At 43.1% G+C, this 24,576-nt stretch carries 23 protein-coding genes; 19 read left to right on the top strand and 4 right to left on the bottom strand.

Translation table 11 applies throughout. The features are described 5' to 3' along the window. Positions 1 to 83: 83 nt before the first annotated feature. A complete protein-coding gene (locus CYL31_RS17670) occupies positions 84 to 803 on the top strand; it encodes a 16S rRNA (uracil(1498)-N(3))-methyltransferase (protein WP_212916458.1) in 720 nt (239 codons plus the stop codon). Between the two features lie 152 nt (positions 804 to 955). Next, a complete protein-coding gene (locus CYL31_RS17665; RefSeq protein WP_212916457.1) occupies positions 956 to 2,059 on the top strand; it encodes a GGDEF domain-containing protein in 1,104 nt (367 codons plus the stop codon). Positions 2,060 to 2,187: 128 nt separating this feature from the next. On the opposite strand, the gene CYL31_RS17660 is transcribed toward CYL31_RS17665, so the two are convergent. Then, positions 2,188 to 3,420 carry a sugar MFS transporter gene (locus CYL31_RS17660; RefSeq protein WP_212916456.1) on the bottom strand — a complete coding sequence of 411 codons (1,233 nt, stop codon included), beginning with the start codon at positions 3,418 to 3,420 and terminating at the stop codon, positions 2,188 to 2,190. Positions 3,421 to 3,783: 363 nt separating this feature from the next. On the opposite strand from CYL31_RS17660, the gene recJ reads away from it, so the two are divergent. From recJ to CYL31_RS17615, 9 genes are all read left to right on the top strand, one after another. Then, entirely contained in the window at positions 3,784 to 5,508 is a 1,725-nt protein-coding gene (gene recJ, locus CYL31_RS17655) for a single-stranded-DNA-specific exonuclease RecJ (protein ID WP_212916455.1), read from the top strand. A 136-nt stretch (positions 5,509 to 5,644) separates the two neighbouring features. Continuing rightward, the gene (gene folD, locus CYL31_RS17650) at positions 5,645 to 6,487 is read left to right on the top strand and encodes a bifunctional methylenetetrahydrofolate dehydrogenase/methenyltetrahydrofolate cyclohydrolase FolD (RefSeq protein ID WP_212916454.1); all 843 of its coding nucleotides are present in this window, start codon (positions 5,645 to 5,647) and stop codon (positions 6,485 to 6,487) included. 124 nt (positions 6,488 to 6,611) lie between these two features. Beyond that, entirely contained in the window at positions 6,612 to 7,202 is a 591-nt protein-coding gene (locus CYL31_RS17645; protein ID WP_212916453.1) for a UPF0149 family protein, read from the top strand. Between the two features lie 69 nt (positions 7,203 to 7,271). After that, complete coding sequence (locus CYL31_RS17640) at positions 7,272 to 8,579, top strand: aminopeptidase P N-terminal domain-containing protein (protein WP_212916452.1); 1,308 nt, start codon at positions 7,272 to 7,274, stop codon at positions 8,577 to 8,579. 30 nt (positions 8,580 to 8,609) lie between these two features. Further along, positions 8,610 to 9,815 (top strand): UbiH/UbiF/VisC/COQ6 family ubiquinone biosynthesis hydroxylase, encoded by a 1,206-nt coding sequence (locus CYL31_RS17635; protein ID WP_212916451.1) that lies wholly within the window; start codon positions 8,610 to 8,612, stop codon positions 9,813 to 9,815. A 142-nt stretch (positions 9,816 to 9,957) separates the two neighbouring features. Continuing rightward, positions 9,958 to 10,785, top strand: coding sequence for an HDOD domain-containing protein (locus tag CYL31_RS17630; protein ID WP_212916450.1), 828 nt, complete (start codon positions 9,958 to 9,960; stop codon positions 10,783 to 10,785). Between the two features lie 291 nt (positions 10,786 to 11,076). Beyond that, positions 11,077 to 12,102: a Fe(3+) ABC transporter substrate-binding protein gene (locus tag CYL31_RS17625; protein WP_502845439.1), complete on the top strand. Its 1,026-nt coding sequence runs from the start codon at positions 11,077 to 11,079 to the stop codon at positions 12,100 to 12,102. Between the two features lie 55 nt (positions 12,103 to 12,157). Beyond that, complete coding sequence (locus CYL31_RS17620; RefSeq protein ID WP_212916448.1) at positions 12,158 to 13,822, top strand: ABC transporter permease; 1,665 nt, start codon at positions 12,158 to 12,160, stop codon at positions 13,820 to 13,822. A 24-nt stretch (positions 13,823 to 13,846) separates the two neighbouring features. Further along, a complete protein-coding gene (locus CYL31_RS17615; RefSeq protein WP_212916447.1) occupies positions 13,847 to 14,914 on the top strand; it encodes an ABC transporter ATP-binding protein in 1,068 nt (355 codons plus the stop codon). A 108-nt stretch (positions 14,915 to 15,022) separates the two neighbouring features. Here the strand turns inward: CYL31_RS17615 and CYL31_RS17610 are convergent, their stop codons facing one another. Beyond that, positions 15,023 to 15,889 (bottom strand): HDOD domain-containing protein, encoded by an 867-nt coding sequence (locus CYL31_RS17610; RefSeq protein ID WP_212916446.1) that lies wholly within the window; start codon positions 15,887 to 15,889, stop codon positions 15,023 to 15,025. Between the two features lie 103 nt (positions 15,890 to 15,992). Between CYL31_RS17610 and CYL31_RS17605 the strand changes: the two genes are divergently transcribed. After that, complete coding sequence (locus CYL31_RS17605; protein WP_212916445.1) at positions 15,993 to 17,189, top strand: class I SAM-dependent rRNA methyltransferase; 1,197 nt, start codon at positions 15,993 to 15,995, stop codon at positions 17,187 to 17,189. Positions 17,190 to 17,281: 92 nt separating this feature from the next. Here CYL31_RS17605 and CYL31_RS17600 read toward each other — a convergent pair whose 3' ends face one another. Further along, positions 17,282 to 17,938 carry a histidinol-phosphatase gene (locus CYL31_RS17600; RefSeq protein ID WP_212916444.1) on the bottom strand — a complete coding sequence of 219 codons (657 nt, stop codon included), beginning with the start codon at positions 17,936 to 17,938 and terminating at the stop codon, positions 17,282 to 17,284. A gap of 135 nt (positions 17,939 to 18,073) precedes the next feature. On the opposite strand from CYL31_RS17600, the gene CYL31_RS17595 reads away from it, so the two are divergent. The 7 genes from CYL31_RS17595 to CYL31_RS17565 all read left to right on the top strand — a co-directional run bounded on the left by CYL31_RS17595 (position 18,074) and on the right by CYL31_RS17565 (position 23,629). Then, a complete protein-coding gene (locus CYL31_RS17595) occupies positions 18,074 to 18,559 on the top strand; it encodes an RNA pyrophosphohydrolase (RefSeq protein ID WP_212916443.1) in 486 nt (161 codons plus the stop codon). 47 nt (positions 18,560 to 18,606) lie between these two features. After that, positions 18,607 to 20,895: a phosphoenolpyruvate--protein phosphotransferase gene (gene ptsP, locus CYL31_RS17590; RefSeq protein ID WP_212916442.1), complete on the top strand. Its 2,289-nt coding sequence runs from the start codon at positions 18,607 to 18,609 to the stop codon at positions 20,893 to 20,895. Positions 20,896 to 21,067: 172 nt separating this feature from the next. Further along, positions 21,068 to 21,877: a prolipoprotein diacylglyceryl transferase gene (gene lgt / locus CYL31_RS17585; RefSeq protein ID WP_212916441.1), complete on the top strand. Its 810-nt coding sequence runs from the start codon at positions 21,068 to 21,070 to the stop codon at positions 21,875 to 21,877. Between the two features lie 151 nt (positions 21,878 to 22,028). Next, the gene (locus tag CYL31_RS17580) at positions 22,029 to 22,334 is read left to right on the top strand and encodes a type II toxin-antitoxin system RelE/ParE family toxin (RefSeq protein WP_212916440.1); all 306 of its coding nucleotides are present in this window, start codon (positions 22,029 to 22,031) and stop codon (positions 22,332 to 22,334) included. Next, on the top strand, positions 22,331 to 22,615 hold the full coding sequence (locus CYL31_RS17575) for an addiction module antidote protein (RefSeq protein ID WP_111608168.1): 285 nt from the start codon (positions 22,331 to 22,333) through the stop codon (positions 22,613 to 22,615). The genes CYL31_RS17580 and CYL31_RS17575 overlap by 4 nt, the downstream gene beginning before the upstream one ends. Position 22,616: 1 nt before the next feature. Further along, complete coding sequence (locus tag CYL31_RS17570; RefSeq protein WP_212916439.1) at positions 22,617 to 23,120, top strand: GNAT family N-acetyltransferase; 504 nt, start codon at positions 22,617 to 22,619, stop codon at positions 23,118 to 23,120. A gap of 8 nt (positions 23,121 to 23,128) precedes the next feature. Then, on the top strand, positions 23,129 to 23,629 hold the full coding sequence (locus CYL31_RS17565) for a GNAT family N-acetyltransferase (protein ID WP_212916438.1): 501 nt from the start codon (positions 23,129 to 23,131) through the stop codon (positions 23,627 to 23,629). A gap of 95 nt (positions 23,630 to 23,724) precedes the next feature. Here CYL31_RS17565 and CYL31_RS17560 read toward each other — a convergent pair whose 3' ends face one another. Continuing rightward, on the bottom strand, positions 23,725 to 24,576 hold the full coding sequence (locus tag CYL31_RS17560; RefSeq protein WP_212916437.1) for a thymidylate synthase: 852 nt from the start codon (positions 24,574 to 24,576) through the stop codon (positions 23,725 to 23,727).

The raw sequence follows: 24,576 nt of genomic DNA, 5'->3' as shown, positions 1-24,576 counted from the left end.
ACAAATAATTCAGTAAGACTAATAATAACGGCCAATCAAAGATTGGCCGTTTCTTTTTCCCCTCATACTTTTGCGCTCTTCATATGAATATCATATTACTCGATCCTAAAAATACACTTGGTGATGGCCTATATGGGCTGACGTTGCGCCAACAAGCACACATTTCAAAAGTAATTAAAGCTCAGCAGGGGGATGTTCTGCGAGTAGGGGTTTTAAATGGAAAGATAGGAGAGGGTATTTATGAACCTCCTAGTGACAATCAGCCTGGCTACATTCATTCGCTAAATCTTTCTGCGCTGCCGCCAGAGCCTCTGCCCATGGTATTGGTTATGGCTTTGCCAAGACCAAACATGCTGAAGCGAACCTTGCAAAATATCACTGCGATGGGAGTGAAGGATTTATACCTAATTCATTCGGCCAAAGTAGAAAAAAGCTACTGGCAAAGTCCTGTTTTGCAAACCGAATCTATTCAACAATGTTTGTTAGAAGGTCTAGAGCAAGCTAAAGATACTGTGATGCCAAACTGGTCTTTAATTCCTCGGTTTCGTCCTTTTGTAGAAGATCAGTTGCCAGATGTTTTAAAAGGCAAAATGGGACTGCTTGCACACCCTTATTTGGCTAAACGCTGTCCTGTAGATATTCAACAGCCTTGTGTTTTGGCTCTTGGGCCTGAAGGTGGATGGAATGAATTTGAGGTGAGTAAATGGCATGAAGCTGGAATGGAATCGGTACATTTAGGGGATAGAATCCTAAAAGTTGAAACCGTTGTGCCTGTTTTGTTATCACGTTTGTATCCAGCCTAGATGGCTAAGTATATGAATTGTTGTATTTTGTAACCACAGGAGGTTATGAGAGGAGCTATTTTAAGCTTTGGTGTAGGATTGTGTGTATTGGGGAGTTTACTATTATATTCCCCGCCATATACGACTTAGAGATGCTGGGTCGGAGAATATGCATGACAAAATACGCACATAAATCAAAGTTTGATAATAAAAAAAATAAAGCTAAAGCTTCTTGGCTGACCTTTTTCTATGTCGGTAATACTGATGATGTATTTTCCGAAAATATCCGTCGGGTTTTCATTATTAACCTTTTCGCCTCTGTCGGTGTACTTTTCACTTTACCGTTAGGTATTGTGTCGCTCATTGAAGGGAAAGCTGTCCTTGGTTCTGCTTTGATATTGATTGCATTTTTATATGCAATGAATCACATCTATTTACGTCATACACACAACCATGCTTTGTCTGGAAATTTTGTCATTTACCCTTTATATGCCTTGATGATTTACCTTGTTTATACCGGAGGAGTGAAGGGAACAGGGCATGTTTGGATATATTGTATTCCTGCCGTGTCTTTATTTTTGAATGGTATGAAGAGAGGGATGATTGAGCTTGGCTTTTTTACTCTTGCTTTAATTATTACTATGTATTTTACGAATAGCCATTTTGCCGAATTTGGTTATGACCCGGCGTTAAAGACGAGAATTCTATTTTCCTTTATTGTCGTGGTGTTTCTTTCTGGCATTTATGAATACTCGATGTCTCGGTTTAACCAAGAATTAAAGGAAACCTCGGCCAAACTTAAACTAGTCGCTTATACTGATGCCTTGACTGAGCTGCTCAATCGTAGGGGGATGCTACAACGGCTCGAAGCAAGTTCTTATACAAGTTTTCATCTTTTGTTGGCAGATGTCGATTTTTTTAAGAGTATTAATGATGAGTATGGTCACGATGCTGGAGATTATGCGCTTACGCAACTTGGCAAAATTATTCAAACCTCTCTTTCGGAAGGAGATTTAGCTGCTCGCTGGGGTGGTGAAGAGTTTTTGATAGCGGTTTGTGATTGCGCTGAGCCTGAAGCTTTTGCTTTGGCGGAATCTATTCGGCGGCGTGTAGAAGAGTATGAGTTTGCTTATTTAGATCATAAGTTTCGTATGACAATGAGCTTTGGTGTGGCGACGATGAATGAAACAACGTCGCTTAGGGAGGCAATTACCTTAGCGGATAATCGTTTATATAGCGCCAAGCGTGCGGGACGAAATAGAACTCGTAGAAGCTAAATAATATTACCTTTGTTGATGGTACTTCATAAATAAAAAGACCCTGCTTAATTTATTAAGCAGGGTCTTTGTTTTTCTATAATACGGTAAGTGTAATTACTTGTTGTCTTATTTTTACTATTTGGCTTTTATTGAGAGACGGGTTTAGAGCCAAAGACCCCAAAATAAGCAATATATAGGTAACAAATCACTGGCATAACAAATGAAATTTGCAGGCCAATTGAATCCGCAATAGAGCCCTGCAATACAGGTAATATAGCGCCACCAACAATAGCTAAGCATAATAGACCGGAACCACGGCTAGTTTGTGGTCCAAGATCTTTCAAGGCAAGACTGAAAATAGTTGGGAACATAATGGAGTTGAATAGACCAACTAATAAGATAGACCACATAGCAACATGACCATCATTTAATATAGCGCTAACAATCAAAGCTATAGCAGCTAGAGCATTAAATGTGAGCAAGTTACCTGCTGAGATGCGCTGCATTAATGCTGCACCAATGAAGCGTCCAACCATAGCGCCACCCCAGTAATAAGCAACGTAGTGGGCTGCATCAGCTTCCGCAAGTCCCGCGATGTTTTCAAGTCCAAAGAAGTTGACCAATAAACTACCGATAGCGACTTCTGCACCAACGTACATAAAAATAGCGACAGTCCCCAACACCAAATGACGGTGTTTTAAAATACTAACGCTTGGTGCATCGGTTGTATCTTCTTCTATATTTGATGGCGTTGGAAGGCTGATACGAGTAAAAATTGCTGCTAAAAGAATCAGCAAAATCGCTAAACCGATATACGGAATAATAACGCTTTCTGCTTCTTGCGCTTTCGTCGCGTATTGTCCTGCAACTGTGAATAATAGAGCGCCACCGACAAGAGGAGCAACGGTTGTCCCTAATGCATTAAAGGCTTGAGAAAGAGTCAAACGACTTGATGCTGTTTCAGTTGGCCCCATCACTGTTACAAGAGGGTTGGCTGCCACTTGAAGAATAGTAATCCCTGCGGCCAAAACGAAAAGAGCAGTTAAGAATATGCTGTATTGCTGTGCTTTTGCAGCTGCGACAAAAAGTAGACAGCCAGCTGCTGCAATCATTAAGCCGATGCCAATGCCGCGCTGGAACCCCACTTTTTTAACCAAGTTCCCAGCAGGGATCGAGACGATAAAGTACGCGCCGAAGAAACACATTTGAATCATCATAGCTTGCGTGTAGTTAAGATCGAAAACGCCTTTCAAGTGCGGTATTAGGATGTCATTAAGTGAGGTGATAAAGCCCCACATAAAGAACAATGATGTTAAAGCGATCAAAGCAAAACGCTGGTTTGATTGTGGCTTGTCTGCCACGGAAGTGTGATTATTCATATTTTTTTCCGATGAGTTAAAGCAAGAGTTACTCAGTTTTTATCTTTAGGATGTTTATCTAAATCAAAAAAGTGCGGCATCATAGCACCGAACATCTTAACTTTCTGGTCAGGCGTCGAGGGAATAAAGCGATAGCCTGAAATATTCCTTTTTTGCGTTACTTTTGTAAGAAAACCTCACTTATTTACGTCTAATGTAACAAAGTATAATGCTTCATGATTTTGATTTTTAAGCACTTTATACTATTTTTGCTTTGTGGGATTGCGTGAACTAGCGTTTTCTTCTAGTAATAGCGAGGCGCGCGTGAGTCGTCATTTTCGTGTTATTCTTTGACTATCTGTTTATCCTGACTTTGAGATCTCTATGCGTATTGAACGCCGAGCTGTACCTGCTGAACAAAATGACTTTCCCTCGACTATGTCTGCGACTTTACAGCGCGTTTTTTTGTCTCGTGATGTGGTGTCTGTTGCTCAGCTGGATTATCGCTTACCGCATTTATTAAGACCTGATTCTTTATTTAATCTAACCACCGCAGCAAAGATATTGGCAGATGCAATTGTTGCAGGTCAGAAGATTCTGATTGTTGGCGATTTTGATGCTGATGGCGCGACCAGTACTAGTTTGGGGATTCTAGCTTTAGAGGCAATGGGAGCGATTGCTCCAGAATATTTGGTGCCAAACCGTTTTGAATTTGGCTATGGCCTGACACCGGAGATTGTTGAGGTTGCGCAAGAGCGTTCGCCTGATGTCTTAGTGACGGTGGATAACGGCATTGCCAGTATTGATGGCGTGTTAGCGGCAAAATCCTATGGCATGAAAGTAGTTGTTACCGATCACCATTTGCCCGGCGATACTCTGCCAAACGCCGACGCCATTGTGAATCCAAATCATCCGAATTGTGGCTTTCCAAGCAAAAATTTAGCGGGCGTTGGAGTTATCTTTTATGTGATGTCTGCGCTAAGAGCCGAGTTGAATAGCCGTAACTGGTTTACTGAGCAGCATATACCAGAGCCGAAAATGGCGGATTATTTGGATTTAGTCGCGCTCGGAACCGTTGCAGATGTCGTGCCTTTGGATGCTAATAATCGCATTCTCGTTCAGCAAGGCATCAAGCGTATTCAAGCTGGTTTGGCTCGTCCGGGTATTCTTGCCTTATTAGAAGTAGGGCGGCGTGATCATACTCAATTGAAAGCATCAGACCTGGGTTTTGTTGTTGGCCCACGATTAAACGCGGCAGGTCGTCTAGATGATATGTCGATCGGTATTGAATGTTTGTTGGCGGTTCATCCCCATCAAGCCCGTGATTATGCGCAACAGTTGGACCAATTTAATCGAGAGCGCAAAGCCATTGAATCTGATATGAAAGAACAGGCTGAGCTGGTGCTTGTGTCTTTACTAGATGAAGAGCAAGACATGCCAAACGGTATGTGTTTTTACGATGCGGATTGGCATCAAGGTGTGATTGGCATTTTAGCTTCGCGAATGAAAGATAAATGCCATCGTCCAGTGATTGCTTTTGCCAGAGTTGGTGAAGACGAATTAAAAGGTTCAGCTCGTTCGATCCCCGGCGTTCATATTCGTGATGCATTGGATTTATTGGCCAAGCGCTATCCGCAGTTGCTTAGCAAGTTTGGGGGGCACGCCATGGCGGCAGGCATGTCTATTAAAGAATCGCATTATGACGCTTTTCGGCTGGCATTCGATGCCATCATTACTGAATGGGTGACGCCGGAACAGCTAGAAGCAACTTTATTGACAGACGGCCCGCTGGCGCCGGAAGACTTTAGTCTGAGCTTTGCTGAGCAAGTGCGTTTATCTGGCCCATGGGGACAGATGTTCCCAGAGCCGTGTTTTGATGGTGTGTTTGATATTCTGCAGCAGCGTATTGTCGGTGAAAAACATCTTAAGCTTATGGTGCGTGAGCCAAGCAGTGGGCTTTTATTGGATGCGATTAGTTTTTTTGTCGATCTGGATCAATGGCCTAATGATAAAGCGACACAAGCACGCCTGGTTTATAAGCTTGATGTGAATGAGTTTAGAGGTCAGCGCAACCTACAGTTGTTGGTGGATTATCTAGAGCCTGCTTGATTGGAGCCTCTATAACAGAAAAATGAAGATTCGCTCTTTTGCCGAACAAATTGGTTTTGGCACTGCGTATCAAGTTAAAAGTTGAGGTATAATGCGGCTCCCTCATACATCACTCTAATTTTACTGGAGCTCATTCATGACTGCACTGGTTCTTGACGGCAAACTTTGCGCCAAAGAAACTGAAAATCGCCTACAGGCTCAAGTTACCGAGCTTAAAGAGCGTACCGGTTGCACCCCCATTCTAGCGACAATTCTAGTGGGTGCTGATCCAGCATCAGCCACTTATGTGAAGATGAAAGGCAATGCTTGTCGTCGCGTTGGTATGGATTCTATGGCAATTGAATTGTCTGAAACCACGACCACTGAGCAGCTACTAGAAAAGATCAACGAGCTAAATGATAATCCAGACGTGCACGGTATTTTGTTGCAACATCCAGTGCCAGAGCAAATTGATGAGCGCTTGTGTTTCGACGCGATTGCGGCTCACAAAGACGTTGACGGTGTAACCTGTCTTGGTTTCGGTCGCATGGCAATGCAAGAGCCAGCCTACGGTGCGGCTACGCCTGCTGGTATCATGCGTTTGCTTGAAGCATACGATGTGAACCTAGAAGGTAAGCATGTTGTTGTGGTTGGTCGTAGTCCAATTCTTGGTAAACCAATGGCTATGATGATGTTAAATGCCAATGCCACGGTGACCATTTGCCATTCACGCACACAGAATTTGCCTGAATTTGTGAAACAAGCTGACGTGATCGTTGGCGCTGTTGGCAAACCAGAATTTATCAAAGCAGAGTGGATAAAAGATGGCGCTGTGGTTGTTGACGCTGGTTACCACCCAGGTGGCGTTGGCGATATTGAGCTTGCACCTTTGACTGAACGCGTTGCGGCGTATACACCTGTCCCTGGTGGCGTTGGTCCAATGACAATCAATACTTTAATTCTACAAACATTAGAATCTGGCCTAAAACAACTAGGCTAATAGACTTGAAAGGTTTGTATCACTGCCCCATATTGTTGGTATGAGATCGCAATATGTGACAGAAAGCCGCACCATTAGGTGCGGCTTCTTTTTTATAAATTGAACAGAAATAGGTAGACAGTTTATGTCCACAGAAATGTTAAAAGACGCATTGGACTTCGATTTAATCGCCGATGTTTTTGTCACAGAATCCATTACCGCGTCACCATCAGAATTACATGGCCAACTTTGTGGTTATTTGGCATCTGGTGTGACTCTGCCATTGGAAGATTGGCTTACCATGGTTGTAGAGTTTTGTGATATCGAAGGTTGGAAAGAAGACGCTAGCCGAGCTGTAATCGTTGAGCTTTATACAGCCACACTGACTTTGTTCCAAAATGGCGAGTTTGCGCTTGTGCCGAGCATTTCCGATGAAGATGCTGAATTATGCGAAAGAGGTGTGACTTTGGCGCAATGGGCCCATGGCTTTTTGGCTGGTTATGGCTTGTCTGGGCAAAAAAATGATTTGTCTGATGAGACTAAGCAAATTCTGCGTGATTTTGCCAATATCTCTGGCATGCAAGCGGAGATGCGCGCATTAGAAGACAACAATGATAACGAAGCTGATTTAACAGAATTGGTTGAGTACGTCAGACTGTCGGCAATGATGTTGTACACTGAGCATCATGATATCAATCCCGATGTAGATCATACTAAACAGAATTCCCTGCACTAGATTTTTATACTAAATCAAACTGTTATCGCTAGTGTTAAATGGAATGACAATTAACAAGAGAGACCTTCTATGAAAATCGATACTCAAACTTACCAAGCTCGTCGTGAACGCTTGATGCAATCGTTACCTGAAAACAGTGTGGTTGTTTTGCGAACGGGTGAGTTGGCGACTCGTAACAATGATTGTGAGTATGAGTTTCGTCCTCATAGTAGCTTTTTCTACTTAACGGGATTTCCTGAACCAAGCGCCTACGCCATTATTAGTGGCCGTGGAGAAATGACCTTAGTGACTTTGCCAAAAGATCCTGAGCGTGAGCAATGGGATGGTTTTCGTTTTGGTAGTGAGGGGGCGATAGCAAATTTTGGCGCAAGTGATGCCGCTCCGCTAGAAGAGTTAGACAAGGTCGCTTTTTCTGCTCTGGATGGCGCGCAACATGTGGTGTATTTGTTTAATGATGATGTTTTACGCGAAAAAATTGCCAGCTGGCGTGATGCTATTGCCGCACGGGTCAGAGTCGGCGCTGTTGCACCAGCAAGCTTCATTGATCTTGCCCCTCAGGTTGCTGAAATGCGTTTGCACAAAGACGCAGAAGAAATTGCCATTATGGAAGCCGCTGCGCAAATCAGTGTTGAAGCGCATAAGCAAGCTATGCGATCTGTTCGTCCTGGTATGAATGAATACCAGTTAGAAGCAGAATTGAATTATGTGTTTATGAAGTCCGGTGCGCGCCAACCTGCGTATAACAATATTGTAGCTTCAGGTAGTAATGCTTGTGTTTTACATTACATCAAAAATGACGAAGTGATCGAAGATGGCGATCTTATCTTGATTGATGCGGGGGCGGAGTTGGGTTGTTACGCTGCGGATATTACTCGTACTTTTCCTGCTAACGGTAAATTTACTGAGCCACAAGCGGCGTTATACCAAGTTGTATTAGACGCTTACCATGCTGGTATGAAAGAGCTTAATGTCGGGACGCCTTATGAAGCTTGCCATAACGCAGCGGTTCAAACATTGACCGAAGGCCTGGTTGCTCACGGTTTATTAACTGGTGATGTCGATCAACTGATCGAGAGCAAAGCATATCGAGACTTTTACATGCACAATACTGGGCATTGGTTAGGTCTGGATGTTCATGATTGTGGTGCTTATAAAATCGAGGGTGAATCACGTTTGCTAGAAGAAGGCATGGTGCTAACTATTGAGCCTGGGTTATATGTTTCGGCTGATAACGAATCTGTCGATGCAAAATGGCGTGGTATTGGTATTCGCATTGAAGACGATGTACTTATCCGCGCCGATGGCCCTTATGTTTTGACCCATGGGTTGCCTAAAGAAATCACAGACATTGAAGCTTTAATGGCTGAAAGTCGATAAAAAACACTGAGACGAGACGGAGTAAAGAAGATGGCTAAGTCGTACGATTTGATAATAGTGGGCGCTGGTATGGTTGGTGCTTTGTCTGCGATATTGTTGGCTAAATCTTCTTTACGAATTGCCCTTGTTGATAAACATGACGGTGAGTATCGTTTATCTACGCCGCCCGCTTACGATGCTCGAGTGAGTGCTATTTCCAGCCAATCAAAGAGCTTACTTGAAAAAGCCAATGTGTGGCAGGGCATTGCCCATGACCGTATTGCCTCCTATGACAATATGGTGGTTTGGGATGGCCTTGGAGACGGTTTTATAGATTTTAATGCTCAAGCGACGGCTATGCCTGAGCTTGGTCATTTGGTGGAAAATGCCGTTTTAAATCAACAATTAATGGTACAGGTCCAACGCTTAAAAAATATCGACCTGTATTTAGGCGATACTTTAGAGTCTCATGAATTAAGTGAATCTGGTGTAAGAGTGGAGCTAACCTCCGGCCATATGCTGGATGCGCAAGCCATTATTGCTGCAGATGGCGCTATGTCCAAACTGCGTAGCGAGAATGCTTTTGATACGGTTGAGTGGGACTATGGTCATCATGCGATCGTAACGACTATCGAAATAGCGCAATCCCATGAAAATACTGCTTGGCAGAGTTTTGGTGAAGAAGGCATTTTGGCATTTCTTCCACTTCCTTCAGTCAATCAAAAACATTTTGTGTCTATTGTTTGGTCCGTACCGCCAAAAGAAGCTGAATCTCTGATGGCGCTTGATGAAGACGCTTTTTGTCGTCGTTTGCATTACGCAATGAACAAACGATTTGATGTTTTGGGGCTTACTCAAGTTCGTCAAGCGATCCCATTGAGACAGCGTCATGCCAAGCAATATGTAAAAGCCGGATTGGCATTGGTTGGTGATGCCGCACACACGATTCACCCTTTAGCTGGACAGGGTGCAAACTTAGGTTTTGGTGATGTAAAAGCATTAGTAGAAGTGCTAGAAAAAGCCTATCGACGTGGGGAGCATCTTGGGGCTAGTAAAGTATTGCGCCGTTACCAGCGTGCTCGTATGCTAGATAACATTGCTATGGCCGCAGGTATGGAATCCTTTAAACGTCTATTTTCGACTCAACAACCTCTTGTTGTTCAGCTAAGAAATATCGGTATGAAGCAATTTAATCAAGGTGAGTCTTTGAAGAAAAAATTGGTTGCCCGAGCAGCAGGTTTGTCGTCTTTTTCTTAATATGAGCTCTTTTTTGGCTATTGCTATTTGGAGCTAAGTGGCGTGTTTTCAAAACGCTACGTATTTCCGGTTGCAAAACGTGCTTTGTGTCTTATTCTGCATGTATAGATATGCAACCAATTAGAGTAAAAGGCGGAATGCTATGCAAGCAACAGATCTCCTAAAGAAAACGGACAAACTTCCCAATGTTCCAGATGTTGTTCGCGAGCTGATTCAGCTTCTTAGTGATCCAAATGTAAAATATTCTGACCTCACTGAGCGTGTTTCTCACGATCAGACTATTTCATTAAAAGTATTACGCGTGGTTAACTCAGCCTATTTCGGTTTATCGAGAAAAATATCTTCTATCGATGAGGCGACTGTATTACTAGGTACTGACAAGCTAAAAACCTTGGTTATTGCTTCTGGCTTTTCCAATTCTGTCGCAAAGGTAGAGGGGATTAAGCTGCCTGAGTTTTGGGCTGATTCTTTTCGTGTTGCCGAGTTGGCGCAATGGTTTGCAAAACGTACGCCTTTAGTCCAAGAAGACGAAGCGTTTACCGTTGGTATTGTCCATAACATCGGGCGATTGCTGTTGCATCTTACTGCGCCAGAAATTGCGTTAGAGATTCAATCTTTGGTGGCAAATCGTAAGGCGGGTCGTGTGAAAGCAGAGCAAGATTTACTTGGCTTTACGTCTCAAGATGCAGGTAAAGCACTAATGGATTTATGGAAGTTCCCTGCTGGGCTAGGGTATGCAGTGCAGCATCATAAGCGTCCTTTTTCGGATGATGAACCAAACCCACTTGCCTGTGTATTGAATTTAGCCTGCTATATCAATGCGTGTATCCGCAATGAGCGAGAATACGACTTAGTGCGAGAAGGGTTTCCGGCAGCAGTAGCTAAGGCAGCAGGTCTGCCTGAGGGAATCATTTATGAATTGGATGATGCTCTGGCTATCGGCGATGGGCTTAATCAATTATTGCATTAAGTTTTTTTATTCGCTATCTCCTAAATTGGTTGACTGACTCAAGTTGAAAACGAGCGAAGCCAGCCTTCGGTTTTACTCTTATTTACAGATGCGCCAATCCCTTTGAACAAATGATAATCGCTAGTGTTTAGTATTGTGTTGTGCTAATTTCTTGTCTCATTTTTTATGGTCTTTTCTCTCGTTGTCTTTAGGCATGTTTTGTCTTTGGGAAAAGTGAATGTCTTGAATAGGTGGAAGGTTAATATGTCAGTAAAATTGTGCCAAGCGATGAAAAAGCAAGGACGAAAGTCTATGTTGAATTATGTTGGATTTGCTGCGTTGGCCTCGCCATTACTTCTTTCTACCGGTTTACAAGCCAAAGGCGAAGTAAACATCTATTCTGCCCGTAAAGAATCTCTTATTAAACCCGCGTTGGATAAATTTTCAGAGCAAAACGATGTGGTTGTTAACCTTATTACGGGTTCTGCTGATGCGCTATTGAGCCGTCTAAAAGCCGAGGGTGACGCGAGCCCAGCAGATATTTTTATTACGGTTGATGCTGGTCGTTTGCACCGTGCAAAGGCGGCTGGGGTATTAAAACCAATCCACAGTGACGTATTAAGCGCTAATATTCCAAGTCATTTACGCGACAGTGATGGCTACTGGTTTGGTCTGTCTCAGCGTGCTCGCGTAATTTTTTATAATCCCCAAAAAGTATCAGCAAAAGAGTTGTCTACTTACGAAGACCTGGCTGATCCAAAGTGGAAGGGACGTATTTGTGTGCGCTCTTCAGCTAATATCTATAACCAATCTCTGGTTGCTTCTATGTTGGATGCTGATGGTCGTGAGAAAACTCAAGCTTGGGTCAAAGGGCTGGTATCTAACCTAGCACGTCCGCCTTTTGGTGGTGATGTGGATCTATTAAAAGCAGTTTCTGCGGGTGTTTGTGATCTAACTCTAGCTAACACTTATTATTATGGTCGTCTTGGTCAAAGTGATAGCGCAGACGAAAGAGCGGTTTATGACAAGGTAAAATTGTTCTGGCCTAATCAGGCAGAAGGTGAACGTGGCGCTCATGTAAACGTCAGTGGTGCAGGTATCACTGCCGCAGCAACAAATATTGAAAACGCCACATTACTGCTAGAATTTTTAACCAATCAAGCATCTCAAGAATGGTACGCTCATGTGAATAACGAATACCCTGTGGTAAAAGGCATTGGTGCTCCAGAAATGCTAGCTCCATTTGGTACTTTCCGAGCGGATACTATTTCATTAAGCCAATTAGGTGAAAACAACCGCGAAGCCGTTGAAATTATGGATATTGCTGGTTGGAAGTGATTTTTCTGACATTCGCTCTGTGCAACGAGCTTTCTGATATGGTTTTTGATGATTGATGGCTAATTTAGCTCACCCGAGTTTAGCAAGTAAGTCTAAGTGGAATTGGTTGAAAATAGCGGCAATGCTTATTGCCGCTATTTTGGCATTACCCATTTTGGTTGTTTTGGTTAATGTTTTGATCGGTGATGGTGAAGTGTGGCGACACCTTTATCAGACGGTGTTAGCAGAATACATTTCGAACTCACTGTTGTTGATGCTAGGTGTTGGCATTGGTGTGCTGGTTATCGGTGTGCCCTGTGCTTGGTTGACTAGCATGTGTGATTTCCCTGGTCGTACTTTTCTCTCTTGGGCTTTGCTGTTACCTATGGCTGTGCCTGCTTATATTATTGCTTATACCTACACTGGTGTGTTGGACTTTGCAGGCCCAGTGCAAACCTTCATTCGCGACCTTACCGGTTGGCGTTATGGTGAATATTGGTTCTTTGAAATACGTTCTCTTGGCGGCGCCATCGCTATGCTGACTTTGGTGCTTTATCCTTATGTGTATCTCATGAGTAGAGCGGCTTTTTTAGAGCAGTCTGAGAACACTTTAGAAGTCAGTCGAACACTTGGCTATTCTGGCCGCGCTGTTTTTTTTAAATTGGCACTTCCCCTTGCTCGTCCGGCAATTGTAACGGGTCTGACCTTAGCACTGATGGAAACATTAGCCGATTATGGCACAGTGCAATATTTCAGCGTCAACACATTCACAACGGGGATTTTACGAACCTTTTATGGTTTTGGTGATGTGGCTGCGGCCTCACAGCTAGCGGGCATTTTGCTGATGTTCGTAGCAGTATTGATTCTGCTTGAGCGATATTCACGGCATCGCATTCGCTACCATGCGTCAGGTCTAAAAAAGGCCAGCAATCGACGTATGATTTTGAACGGTGGCCGTGGCTTGCTGGCCTGTATCTTTTGCTGGCTGCCTATCCTTGTTGGCTTTCTTATTCCTGTGAGTGTGTTGGCGTATTGGGCGGTATTTAAAGCAGAAATGCCCGGCACAAACTTTATTCAACTGGCGTGGAATTCATTTTATCTTGCCGCTATGGCTTCTTTAATTGTAGTGAGTTTAGCCTTGGTTCTAAGTTATGCCATTCGCTTGAATAATGGTAAAGCGGTCAGAGCATCAGTTGGTATTGCAGGCTTAGGTTATGCCTTGCCTGGGACGATTATCGCGATAGGTACTATTGTTCCGTTGGCTTGGTTAGATCATCGCATTATTGATTTGGTTAAACATTATAGTGGTGAAAGAGTCGGTTTGATTTTCTCTGGTACCTTAGTGGCATTGCTGTTTGCTTACACGGTTCGCTTTATGGCCGTTTCTTTAGGTGCAGTGCAAAATGGTCTTGGAAAGATCAAACCTAGTATGGACATGGCCGGGCGCTCGCTGGGAATGTCGCCTTTTAAAGTTTTAACGCGCATTCATATTCCGCTATTAAAAGGTTCGGTCTTAACGGCCATGCTTATTGTCTTTGTCGATGTATTGAAAGAGTTGCCAGCGACCTTGGTATTACGGCCATTTAATTTTAATACCTTAGCGGTGCGAGCTTTTGAACTCGCATCAGATGAACGTTTGGTCGATGCCGCTCCTGCTTCGTTAATGATAGTGCTGGTGGGGTTGGTGCCAGTGATTTTGTTGAGTCGTTCAATTTCCTCTCGCACTGACGGTGCTAAATAGCGTTTATTAAAAATAGGATTGCATATGTCATCGTTACCTCCTCATAAACTATTGAAAGAAATGACACTGGCCGATGTTTCAGTTGGTTATGATGGAGATGCGGTTGTCAAAAATGCTTCTTTCAAGCTACTAGAAGGCCAGATAGGCTGTTTGCTCGGGCCAAGTGGTTGCGGTAAATCGACCTTGTTGCGTGCGATTGCTGGTTTTGAGTCTTTGATGGCGGGTGACATAGTCATTGATGGCGAAGTGATTTCTAGTCAATTACACATTGTAAATCCCGAGCACCGTTATATTGGTATGGTGTTTCAAGATATCGCCTTGTTTCCACATCTTACCATTGCACAGAATATTGCCTTTGGTTTATCTGCTTGGCCTAAAGAGGCGGCACAGGAGCGCGTTACCTATTTGTTAAGTCTGGTTGGTTTGTCGGGTTTCGAATCGCGCTATCCACATTCGCTTTCAGGTGGTCAACAGCAACGTGTCGCCTTGGCACGAGCCATTGCTCCTAAGCCTAAACTGCTATTAATGGACGAACCTTTTTCTGGGTTGGATGCCAAGTTAAGAGAAGAATTGGTGCCTGATATACGTGCCATATTGCAACATGAAAAAATGAGCGCGTTATTGGTAACTCATGATCAGATGGAAGCCTTTGCTATGGCGGATCAAGTATCAGTTATGAGTGAAGGCATGATTCATCAGACAGGTTCTCCGTATCAGATTTATCATCGACCAGAAACGCGCTTTGTGGCGAGTTTTATTGGCCATGGGGATTTTCTGACCGCTACAGTCTGTGGGCCAGATTGCGTGCATTCAGATTTGGGTAATATTCGTGGCGATTTAGATCACGGCTTTGCCGATAATACCCAAGTGGACTTATTAGTTCGTCCTGATGATATTTTGCATGACGACGACAGTGAATTTGTTGGTGTGATTGTGAGTAAATGGTTTCGTGGATCACACTTTTTATATCGTGTGAAATTATCTTCTGGCAAAGTGGTATATTGCTTCGCTTCTTCTCACCATAATCATTCTGTTGGTCAGGAAATTGGGCTAAGCGTTCATTTAGATCATCTGGTGATGTTCCCGCGCTAGCGTTGTTTTCCTGCTGCTGAGGTCTGGACATAAAAACGCCCAAGTTATTTGCTTGTAAATCACTTGGGCGTTTTTATGTCTGGTTAGGCTTTTCTTAAAATAATAGAGCTAGATGGTTCCGATGCCTTGCTCATGGCAGACTTCAATCATGCCTTCGAAATCGTATTCACTCAGTTCTAAATGATCTAGGGCGTAATGCCCAATTTTTTGCCATTCATAGTCTTCATTTGCTCCACCTATGTGTCTAAAGGTTGAGGCAATGTGTTCTGCCATTTTTAAAATGGAAGCAAAGGTTAAATTAATCGAGTCGCCTGGCACCCTGTGGCGGAATAAGTACTCGACACGGTGGTGTTTGGCTATGACAGCACAGCAGCTTTTAGGTAACCCCCATGACTTTGCCAAATAATAACCGACAACGGAATGGTTAGTTTTAAAGGCTTGGTTCTCAACGTCAGTCAGGTTGAATTCTGGATCTTGATAGCCTTGCTTTAATATATCTTGGTAGCCGTCGAAGCGCTTAAGCATCAAAGGAATGCCTGCATTATGAAAAAGCCCAAGTGCATAGCATTCATCTTGATATTTAAAGTCGAGCTGATTGGCTAGACTTGAGCAAATTGCGGCAACATCACTCGCCGTATCCCAAAAGCTGTGTAGTGATTGTATTGCTTCATCAGATAATTCACTTTTTACCGCAAGGCCATTCACAATATTCGTGACGCTACTTGGACCAAGTAGCATCACCGCTTGTTGAATTGAAGCGATTTTCTTGGGTAAATCATAAGAAGCTGAGTTGACTAGCTTTAGTACAGCAGCTGAGAGGCTCACATCCTGTGAAATAATTTCTGATATGCGGTCCATGTCTGGGTCAGGCATGGCTTGTTCCATATGCAAATCCACCATAATCTGTGGTTGTGGTGGAATACTGATGCCTTGCAAGATGAGTTTGAGCTGATTTTCATTTAATGTAGATGACATGGACACACTTCTTTAAGGCAAGTAACTTTACCACTACGTAATTCGTAGCAATTGAATCTAGAGTCTTTATAATAGCGTTTTTTAAATATACTGGGTGAAAATTTTGAGTGTTATTCGACTAAAAGGTCAAGCTGATCGCCGTTTAAGGGCTGGACATCAATGGATTTACAGCAATGAGGTAGATACCTCAGCGACGCCATTAAAGCAATTTACCCCTGGGGATCAGGTTGTTGTCGAAACAGCTCAAGGTAAGCCTCTTGGTATTGCGACAATAAATCCTAACACATTGATTTGCGGACGTTTAATGAGCCGTAGTACCGATACTTTTTTAAACAAGTCGACCTTGGTTCATCGTATAAAGATTGCTTTGTCTTTGCGCGAACTTACTTATTCAGCGCCTTACTATCGTCTTGTGTTTGGTGATTCTGATGGCTTGTCAGGTTTGGTTGTTGACCGTTTTGCCGATATTTTGGTAGTGCAGATATCGACAGCTGGCATGGAACGGGTGAAAAACGAGATTATTGAAGCTTTGCAGGATGTCGTGAAACCATCTGCTATTTTGATGAAAAATGATGGCAAGATGCGTCAAATCGAAGGTCTTGAAACTTATGTTGAAGAAGCTTTCGGCACGGTTCCTGAGTTGGTTTTCTTACAAGAAAACGGTGTGTTATTCCAAGCGCCAGTGTGGGATGGGCAAAAAACAGGCTGGTTCTATGATCACCGTGAGAACCGTAAAACCATGCAAGGCTTTTGTGATGGCAAGCGCGTACTAGATATTTTTTCTTACATTGGCGGTTGGGGGGTTCAAGCTGCTTCAGCTGGTGCAACTGACGTTACTTTTATCGACGCATCTGAAAGTGCCTTAAGCCATGTGGGTGAAAATCTTAAGTTGAACCAATACGAAGGTGGTTCTAACTTGATGCACGGAGATGCATTTGAAGCGATGCAGTCTTTGATTGAAGACAAAGAGCGTTTCGACGTGGTTGTCATGGATCCACCAGCCTTTATTGCTCGCCGTAAAGACATCAAAGCCGGCGAAGGTGCTTACCATCGTGCAAACCAGTTAGCGATGCGTTTGGTTGCGAAGGGCGGTATTTTGGTTTCTGGTTCGTGTTCTATGCACTTAGAGACAGCTCGATTGCACGATATTATTCGTAGCAATAGTCGTCAATTAGAGCGTTTCTCGCAATTGATTTATCGTGGAACACAAGCACCAGATCATCCGGTGCATCCTGCGATCGAAGAAACTGAATACCTAAAAGCCCTGTTTTATCGTATTCATAACAATATGGGCTTATAAGCTCACTTTGTTTATATGATTTAACAGTAAAAAGCGCTGTCGGATTGGATCTGGCAGCGCTTTTTCATTTGGCATTCTTATTATTTTGTTAATTAATCTCTTAACGAAATATGCTGCCAGCCACGATCTTGCGCAATTTTTGTTAGAGTCTCATCAGCATCAACAGCAATAGGGTGGCTGACTAATTCTAGTAATGGCAAATCATTACGAGAATCACTGTAAAAATAGCTACCTTCCATCGTGTGGCCAGTTTCAGCCAACCAGTCGTTCAAACGAGTGACCTTGCCGTCTTGGAAGCTTGGTACGCCAACAATTTTGCCTGTGTAATGATCGTCAATAATCTCTGGCACAGGCGCAATGATGTGATCCATACCCAAAGCATCGCCTATTGGTCCAGTAACGAATTGATTGGTCGCGGTGATCATCAGCAAGAAATGACCTTGGTCTTTGTGATGTTTTATCAAAGCGTTAGCTTTCTCTTGCATCATCGGCTGAACTTTTTCTTGCATGAAAGTGTTGTGCAGCTTGGTTAATTCTTCCCTCGAAAACTTGGTTAATGGCTCTAAGCTAAATGCCAAGTATTCGTGAATGTCTAAAGTACCCGCCTGGTACTCCTCAAAGAACTTATCATTGGCCAGTTTGTAGTCTTGACTGTTTACAAGCTCTTTCTCAACGAGAAACTGTCCCCAAGTGTAATCACTGTCGCCGTTTAATAATGTACCGTCTAAGTCAAATATTGCGAGTGTCACAAGCCATCCTCAATTCTTCAAAAGTGCGTGAATTATAGCCTTGGCGATAATAAATAACAGCAGTCTTAATTGTGCGGATGGGGGAATTATGGAACAATGAATCTAATTTATTTTTATATTAAAAGGTGATAGCTCGTGATTGATGCAGACGGATACAGACCGAATGTGGGCATCATATTGATGAACGAGCGTGGCCAGCTCCTTTGGGCGAGACGTGTTGGGCAGAATGCTTGGCAGTTTCCACAAGGAGGGATTAAACCTGATGAAACACCTGAAGAAGCTTTATATCGAGAGTTAAAAGAAGAGGTGGGATTAGACCCACATCAGGTGGAAATTATAGGGAAAACCCGAGGTTGGCTGCGTTATCGTCTTCCTAAGCGCATGCTAAGACACAATAGTAAGCCTTTATGTATTGGGCAAAAACAGAAATGGTTTCTTCTTTCTATTCGTTGCTCTGATGCTTCTGTTTGCGTGGATGGAACGGAAACCCCTGAATTTGATGGCTGGCGTTGGGTAAGTTATTGGTATCCACTTGGTCAGGTTGTGGCGTTCAAAAAAGACGTTTACCGCCGAGCTTTAAAAGAGCTTATTCCCAGCGCACATCGCAGACTAGAAAAGTGATAAACTTGCTGGCTTGATGCTGGAGGTTATAGATTGATGGGAGAGCTATGCTAAGTTTGTTAAGACGTATTACCCAGGAGGTGACTGCCGCGCAGTCTTTATCTGCGGCACTGGACATTATTGTTCGACGTGTCCGCAGAGCAATGCGTGCAGAGGTGTGTTCTATTTATTTGGTAGACACGAACACCAAAGAATATGTCTTGATGGCAACACGCGGTTTGAATGCAGATGTTGCAGGTAATGTTAGTCTAAAAGCCGATGAAGGCCTAGTTAGTTTGGTTGGCCGAAGGGCTGAACCTGTTAACCTTGAAGATGCTCATATTCACCCATCTTTCCACTATCTAAAAGGCTCAGGTGAAGAACGATACCGTTCTTTTCTAGGTGTGCCTATTATTCATCATCGCCAAGTCTTAGGCGTGTTGGTGGTTCAGCATGAAGATAAGCGTCGTTTTGATGAAGGCGAAGAAGCCTTTCTTATCACTCTATCTGCTCAATTAGCGGGTGTTATTGCTCACGCTGAAGCGACAGGGGCGATTACTAACCTCAATCCCAACGCTATTCCTAGTGGATCAGATTTTCGTTACAAAGGCATCCCAGGAAGCTCTGGTGTTGCTATTGGCCGCGGTGTTGTGGTTTTCCCTCCAGCTGATTTGGATGTTATTCCTGACCGCCACACGACCGATTTCGATGAAGAAATTCAGGACTTTTATCAAGCACTTGATGCCGTTCGACAAGACATTCGTCGAGCCAGTAATCGAATTAGCCAACATCTTTCAGAAGATGAAAAAGCCTTGTTCGATGTTTATCTAAAAATCTTAGATGACAACTCAATAGCTGGTGAAATTGTTCGAAAGATCAAAGAAGGTAATTGGGCGCAAGGTGCATTAAGACAGGTTATTCAGGCGCATATTCAGCAGTTTAACCGCATGGATGACCCTTATTTACGCGAGCGAGCATCCGACCTTCGTGATCTTGGTCGCCGTATATTGTCACATCTTCAAGAAAAAGCGCCTAATATCGCGGAGCGCTTTAGCGAGCCTTCGATTATTGTTGGTGAAGAGCTCACAGCATCTATGCTTGGCGAAATTCCAATTGATAAGATCAAAGGCCTAGTCTCAGTAATGGGATCCGGTAACTCTCATGTGGCGATTCTAGCTCGCGCGATGGGCATTCCAACGGTTATGGGCGCATTAGATTTGCCTTATGCTCAGCTGGATAAAGTAGAGCTTATTGTTGATGGTTATTTGGGGAAGATTTTCACCTACCCATCTGAAGCGCTTATTGAAAACTATCAACAAATTGTTGATGAAGAACGTTTACTAGAAGAAGAATACGAAACACTTAAAGACTTACCTTGTGAAACGCTTGATGGTCATCGTTTATCTTTGTATGTGAATACTGGTTTATCCGCAGATATTGCTCGTTCCTTGGATCGTGGTGCGGAAGGTATCGGTCTTTATCGTACAGAAGTGCCTTTCATGGTGCGGGATCGTTTCCCTACTGAAGCGGAACAGGTGGTTATTTATCGTCAGCAATTAGAAGGCTTTGCTCCTTCTCCAGTAACGGTTCGCACCTTAGATATTGGTGGTGATAAAGCGCTGCCTTATTTCCCTATAAACGAAGCGAACCCTTTCTTAGGTTGGCGTGGTATTCGAGTTACTCTGGATCATTTGGAAATTTTTATGGCGCAAATTCGCGCCATGATAAAAGCCAGCGCAGGTTTGTATAATCTAAAAATCATGCTACCTATGATCTCCAATGTTGCAGAAGTCGAAGAGGCGTTGGCACTGATTCGTCGGGGTTATGCCGAAGTGAAAGAAGAAGGTTACGACGTCAAAATGCCGCAAGTTGGCGTGATGATAGAGATTCCAGCCGCGGTTTATCAAGTCAAAGAATTGGCTGAGTTAGTCGATTTCTTATCCGTAGGAAGCAACGATTTAACGCAATATTTGCTTGCTGTCGATCGAAATAACCCGCGTGTGGCAGACTTGTATAATTCTTTCCATCCTTCTGTGTTACGTGCACTGCTTAGCATCGTCGATCAGGTCAGAGATGAGGGTGTTGGTTTAAGCGTGTGTGGTGAAATGGCAGGTGATCCGATGGGCGCTATTTTGTTAATGGCCATGGGCTACGATGTGTTGTCTATGAGTTCGACTAGTCTTCCTAAGGTAAAAGCGGTTATTCGTAATATTTCAATGGAACAATCACAAGCTATGCTGAACGAAGTGATGAAACTATCTCATGCCGAAGCGGTCACACAAACCATGACACGACTCATGCGCGAAGCGAATATTGAGCGTTTGATTCGACCATCTAAAACCACCAACGTGGACTAATACCTACCAGAGATTTTTTCAATATTATGAGATATTTACACGACGTCATGAGCGAAGCCAAGACAAGGCAAAAACAGACGAAAAAGCGGAGTCTATGGGTTATAAATGAGTATTTTGAATCTGTTTTTAACACGGTATTGGCGAGCGCAGTAGTCGTTGAAAAGGTCTCATTATGATTTCATATCCAAACATTGATCCTATTGCCGTATCAATTGGACCAATTTCCGTGCATTGGTACGGTATTATGTACCTGATTGGCTTTGCTGGTGCCTACCTATGTGGCATGTATCGCGCCAAACGCTCTAACGGACTTTGGACTCCAGAAATGGTTAGCGATGCTATATTTTATGGCGCTCTTGGCGTCATATTAGGTGGTCGGGTTGGCTATATCTTGTTTTATCAGTTCTCTGCGTTTATTGATAATCCGCTTATTTTAGTTCGTATTTGGGAAGGTGGTATGTCTTTCCATGGCGGATTACTAGGCGTTATTACCGCTATGTTCTTCTTCGCTCGTCGTTACAACAAGCACCTAGTTGATGTAACCGACTTCTTGGCGCCGTTTGTACCAATTGGTTTAGGTGCTGGGCGTTTAGGGAACTTTATTGGCGGTGAGCTATGGGGCAAACCCACAGACGTTTCTTGGGCAATGGTTTTTCCTAATGATCCGCTGCAACTTGCTCGCCATCCTTCGCAGTTGTATCAATTTGCATTAGAAGGTGTCGCGCTATTTTGCATTTTGTGGTTCTTCTCGCAAAGAACAAAACCTCGTTATTGTGTTTCTGGTATGTTCCTACTTTTCTACGGTATTTTCCGAATCCTAGTAGAATTTGTTCGTGAGCCAGATATACAAATTGGTTATCTTGCTTTTGGTTGGCTGACAGAGGGACAGCTCTTGTCTTTACCAATGGTGATAATTGGCGCAGGCTTAATCATGGCAGGCCTTAAGCTGAATACATTTCCAAAAGCAAGTACTTCAAAATAGCTCAACAGGTTTAGCGTTAGATTAAAACCAGCCATACGGCTGGTTTTTTTTGGACGGATAAAGCTAATTGTGATTTCTGTGTATTTTTTCCAAGATATAAAATAGCAGATTAAAATTGCATCATTGTAGCTTGATGGCTACAATTGTTTTTATGAAGTATGAAATCAAGAAAACGGATGTTTTTGATCAATGGCTGTCTAAACTAAAGGATCGACAAGCTCTTTTGGCGATAAACATGCGAATTATTAGGGCGATTAACGGCAACTTTGGTGATAGCAAAGTGATTGCGAGTAATCTCTTAGAGATGCGTGTTTTTGTAGGAAAAGGCTATCGAGTTTATTACAGCGTGCGTAATAACGAAATTATCTTGCTCATTAATGGTGGCCATAAAGGCACGCAGAGCAAAGATATAGAGAAAGCGAAGATCTTGCTTAGTGAGTGGGAGCAAACATCATGACATTAAAGACAAGCGATTTTAATCCGTTTGATTATATTGAGACACAAGAAGAAGTGCAGGCTTTCTTACAAGAATGTTTGGCTGACGATGACCCAAATACTTTTATTGAAGCATTGGGATTGCTGGTTAAAAAGCATGGCGTAACCGATATTGCTTTAGCATCTGGACTGAACAGAGAAAGCTTATATAAAACCATCAGTGGTAAAACAAAGCCGCGCTTCGACACGATTTTTAAAATCATGCAGGCACTAAATTTTCGCTTCACCACACACTCAGCTTGAAATGGAACTGCGTCTATTATCTCGGTCTGACTCTAAACCTTTGCTGTTATTTGAAACAGAAAACCAAGTGTGGTTTGAGTCGCATATCAATCCACGGGAAGCTGGTTTTTACAGTGACGACGGTGTAAAAAAACACATTGAAGAGTTTCTTTCGCAGCATCAAAGAAAAGCCATGCTGCCGATGCTTGTTATTGATGACAATGGCGAAATTATTGGTCGCATCAATTTAACCGATATTAATCTGGTATTGAGTGAGGCTTATTTAGGTTATCGGTTGGGTGAGAAATTTACTGGACGTGGCATCGCCAAGCGTGCAGTTGAACAAATAACTCAACTGGCTAAAGAGCTTAATCTGCAAACGTTAATAGCCTTTGCTTCAGTGGACAATATTGCATCGCAAAAAGTACTGACATACAACGGATTTGTAGACGTAAAGCAATATGCAAATTTTGCTGAAGTGCAGGGTAAAAGCATTAATTGTATTGAATACCAGAAAACCATTTAGGAAAAAATATGACACTCCTAGTTAGAGAAGCGCAAGTAAAAGATGCACTAGGCATAGTCAATATTTTGAACCCTATTATCGAGGAAGGCCTTTTTACCATACTTGATATTACTTTTTCGGTAGAAGAGGAAGAGCAATTTATTCAAGACTTCCCTGAGAGAGGTGTGTTTCATGTGGCGTTAAATAAAGAGACTTCAAACGTCGTTGGCTTTCAAAATGTCGAGCCGTTTGCTGCCTATACTCATGCTTTTGATCATGTTGGTATTATCGGCACTTTCGTTGATGCTAGCTGCAGAAGGCAAGGCGTTGCATCGAGTTTATTCGAAGCGACTTTCAACTTAGCGAGATCAAAAGGTTATGAGAAGTTATTTGCCTACGTCAGAGAGGATAATCCAAACGCTTTAGCGACGTATTTAAAACAAGGCTTTGAAGTCGTTGGAACTGCAAAAAAGCATGCTAAAGTTTGTGGTCAATACATTGATGAGATTTTGATAGAAAAGTTCTTATAGGATTAATCTATCCACAAAAAATAACGTCAATAAAAAAACGGCGAATCAATATTGGTTCGCCGTTTTGCTTTTAGGTCTCTTGAACTGAGAGTTGCTTAAACTGAAAAAGGGTAGGCAATAGGCTCGTGGAATTGGTAGCCTTCTATTTCAAAATCACCCATGGTTACCCAAGTTTCTATGTCTTTTAAAGATTTTATCTCTGGGTTGATTTTTAAAGTTGGCAGAGGGTAAGGCTCGCGCTTTAGTTGTACGTCTCGCATTAATTCTAGTTGATCTTCATAGATGTGAGCGTTCACTATCTTATGAAAAGCTTTGCCCGGTTTTTTGCCAGTGATTTGCGCAACGATGGCAAGCAATACGTACACCTGAACCATGTTGAAGTTTAACCCAAGCGGTACATCACAGCTACGCTGAGTGCTGTTCAGATAAAGCGTATCACCAAGCAGTGAAAAGTGATGGCTGTACATACAAGGACGAAGACAAGCCATGTGAAACGCGCCAGGGTGATAAAATGTGAGGATTTCCCCACGGTTATCCACACCACGAGTTAGGTCATCAATAATTTGTTTTAATAGGTCGATATGACCGCCGTCTGGTTTTGGGAAATTGCGGCCAATAGCGCCGTAGCAAAGCCCCATGTCATCTTCGCCTTTACGATAAGGGTTGTTTAGCCAAACTTCGTTTTCATTGGCATTGGCGTCCCATGTTTTGGTGCCCAACGCACGAAAATCCGCCGCGTTATCATAGCCTCTTAAATAACCGATGATTTCGGCAATAGCAGACTTCCAATAGCTTTTGCGGGTGGTCACGAGGGGAAATTCGCCTTTGCTTACATCATAGGTGAGGTCGGCATTAATAACGGTTAGGCAGCGCTTGCCAGTACGTTCGTTATTGACCCATTCACCTTCGTTGACGATGCGGTTGCAAAGATCTAAATACTGTTTCAT

The sequence above is a fragment of the Marinomonas sp. A3A genome (assembly GCF_018336955.1).
In the GTDB taxonomy this organism is placed as follows: Bacteria; Pseudomonadota; Gammaproteobacteria; order Pseudomonadales; family Marinomonadaceae; genus Marinomonas; species Marinomonas lutimaris.
The sequence above is the reverse complement of the archived record's forward strand: the minus strand, read 5'-3'. Positions and strand labels throughout refer to the sequence as shown.

Bases quoted from the DNA above. Each gene is read 5' to 3' on its own strand.
- CYL31_RS17620 (WP_212916448.1), top strand. From the start codon at position 12,158: ATGGCTAATTTAGCTCACCCGAGTTTAGCAAGTAAGTCTAAGTGGAAT.
- CYL31_RS17570 (WP_212916439.1), top strand. From the start codon at position 22,617: ATGGAACTGCGTCTATTATCTCGGTCTGACTCTAAACCTTTGCTGTTA.
- CYL31_RS17670 (WP_212916458.1), top strand. From the start codon at position 84: ATGAATATCATATTACTCGATCCTAAAAATACACTTGGTGATGGCCTA.
- CYL31_RS17665 (WP_212916457.1), top strand. From the start codon at position 956: ATGACAAAATACGCACATAAATCAAAGTTTGATAATAAAAAAAATAAA.
- CYL31_RS17610 (WP_212916446.1), bottom strand. From the start codon at position 15,889: ATGTCATCTACATTAAATGAAAATCAGCTCAAACTCATCTTGCAAGGC.
- CYL31_RS17565 (WP_212916438.1), top strand. From the start codon at position 23,129: ATGACACTCCTAGTTAGAGAAGCGCAAGTAAAAGATGCACTAGGCATA.
- ptsP (WP_212916442.1), top strand. From the start codon at position 18,607: ATGCTAAGTTTGTTAAGACGTATTACCCAGGAGGTGACTGCCGCGCAG.
- recJ (WP_212916455.1), top strand. From the start codon at position 3,784: ATGCGTATTGAACGCCGAGCTGTACCTGCTGAACAAAATGACTTTCCC.
- CYL31_RS17640 (WP_212916452.1), top strand. From the start codon at position 7,272: ATGAAAATCGATACTCAAACTTACCAAGCTCGTCGTGAACGCTTGATG.
- CYL31_RS17625 (WP_502845439.1), top strand. From the start codon at position 11,077: ATGTTGAATTATGTTGGATTTGCTGCGTTGGCCTCGCCATTACTTCTT.
- CYL31_RS17645 (WP_212916453.1), top strand. From the start codon at position 6,612: ATGTCCACAGAAATGTTAAAAGACGCATTGGACTTCGATTTAATCGCC.
- CYL31_RS17575 (WP_111608168.1), top strand. From the start codon at position 22,331: ATGACATTAAAGACAAGCGATTTTAATCCGTTTGATTATATTGAGACA.
- CYL31_RS17630 (WP_212916450.1), top strand. From the start codon at position 9,958: ATGCAAGCAACAGATCTCCTAAAGAAAACGGACAAACTTCCCAATGTT.
- CYL31_RS17660 (WP_212916456.1), bottom strand. From the start codon at position 3,420: ATGAATAATCACACTTCCGTGGCAGACAAGCCACAATCAAACCAGCGT.
- CYL31_RS17580 (WP_212916440.1), top strand. From the start codon at position 22,029: ATGAAGTATGAAATCAAGAAAACGGATGTTTTTGATCAATGGCTGTCT.
- CYL31_RS17560 (WP_212916437.1), bottom strand. From the start codon at position 24,576: ATGAAACAGTATTTAGATCTTTGCAACCGCATCGTCAACGAAGGTGAA.
- lgt (WP_212916441.1), top strand. From the start codon at position 21,068: ATGATTTCATATCCAAACATTGATCCTATTGCCGTATCAATTGGACCA.
- CYL31_RS17635 (WP_212916451.1), top strand. From the start codon at position 8,610: ATGGCTAAGTCGTACGATTTGATAATAGTGGGCGCTGGTATGGTTGGT.
- folD (WP_212916454.1), top strand. From the start codon at position 5,645: ATGACTGCACTGGTTCTTGACGGCAAACTTTGCGCCAAAGAAACTGAA.
- CYL31_RS17615 (WP_212916447.1), top strand. From the start codon at position 13,847: ATGTCATCGTTACCTCCTCATAAACTATTGAAAGAAATGACACTGGCC.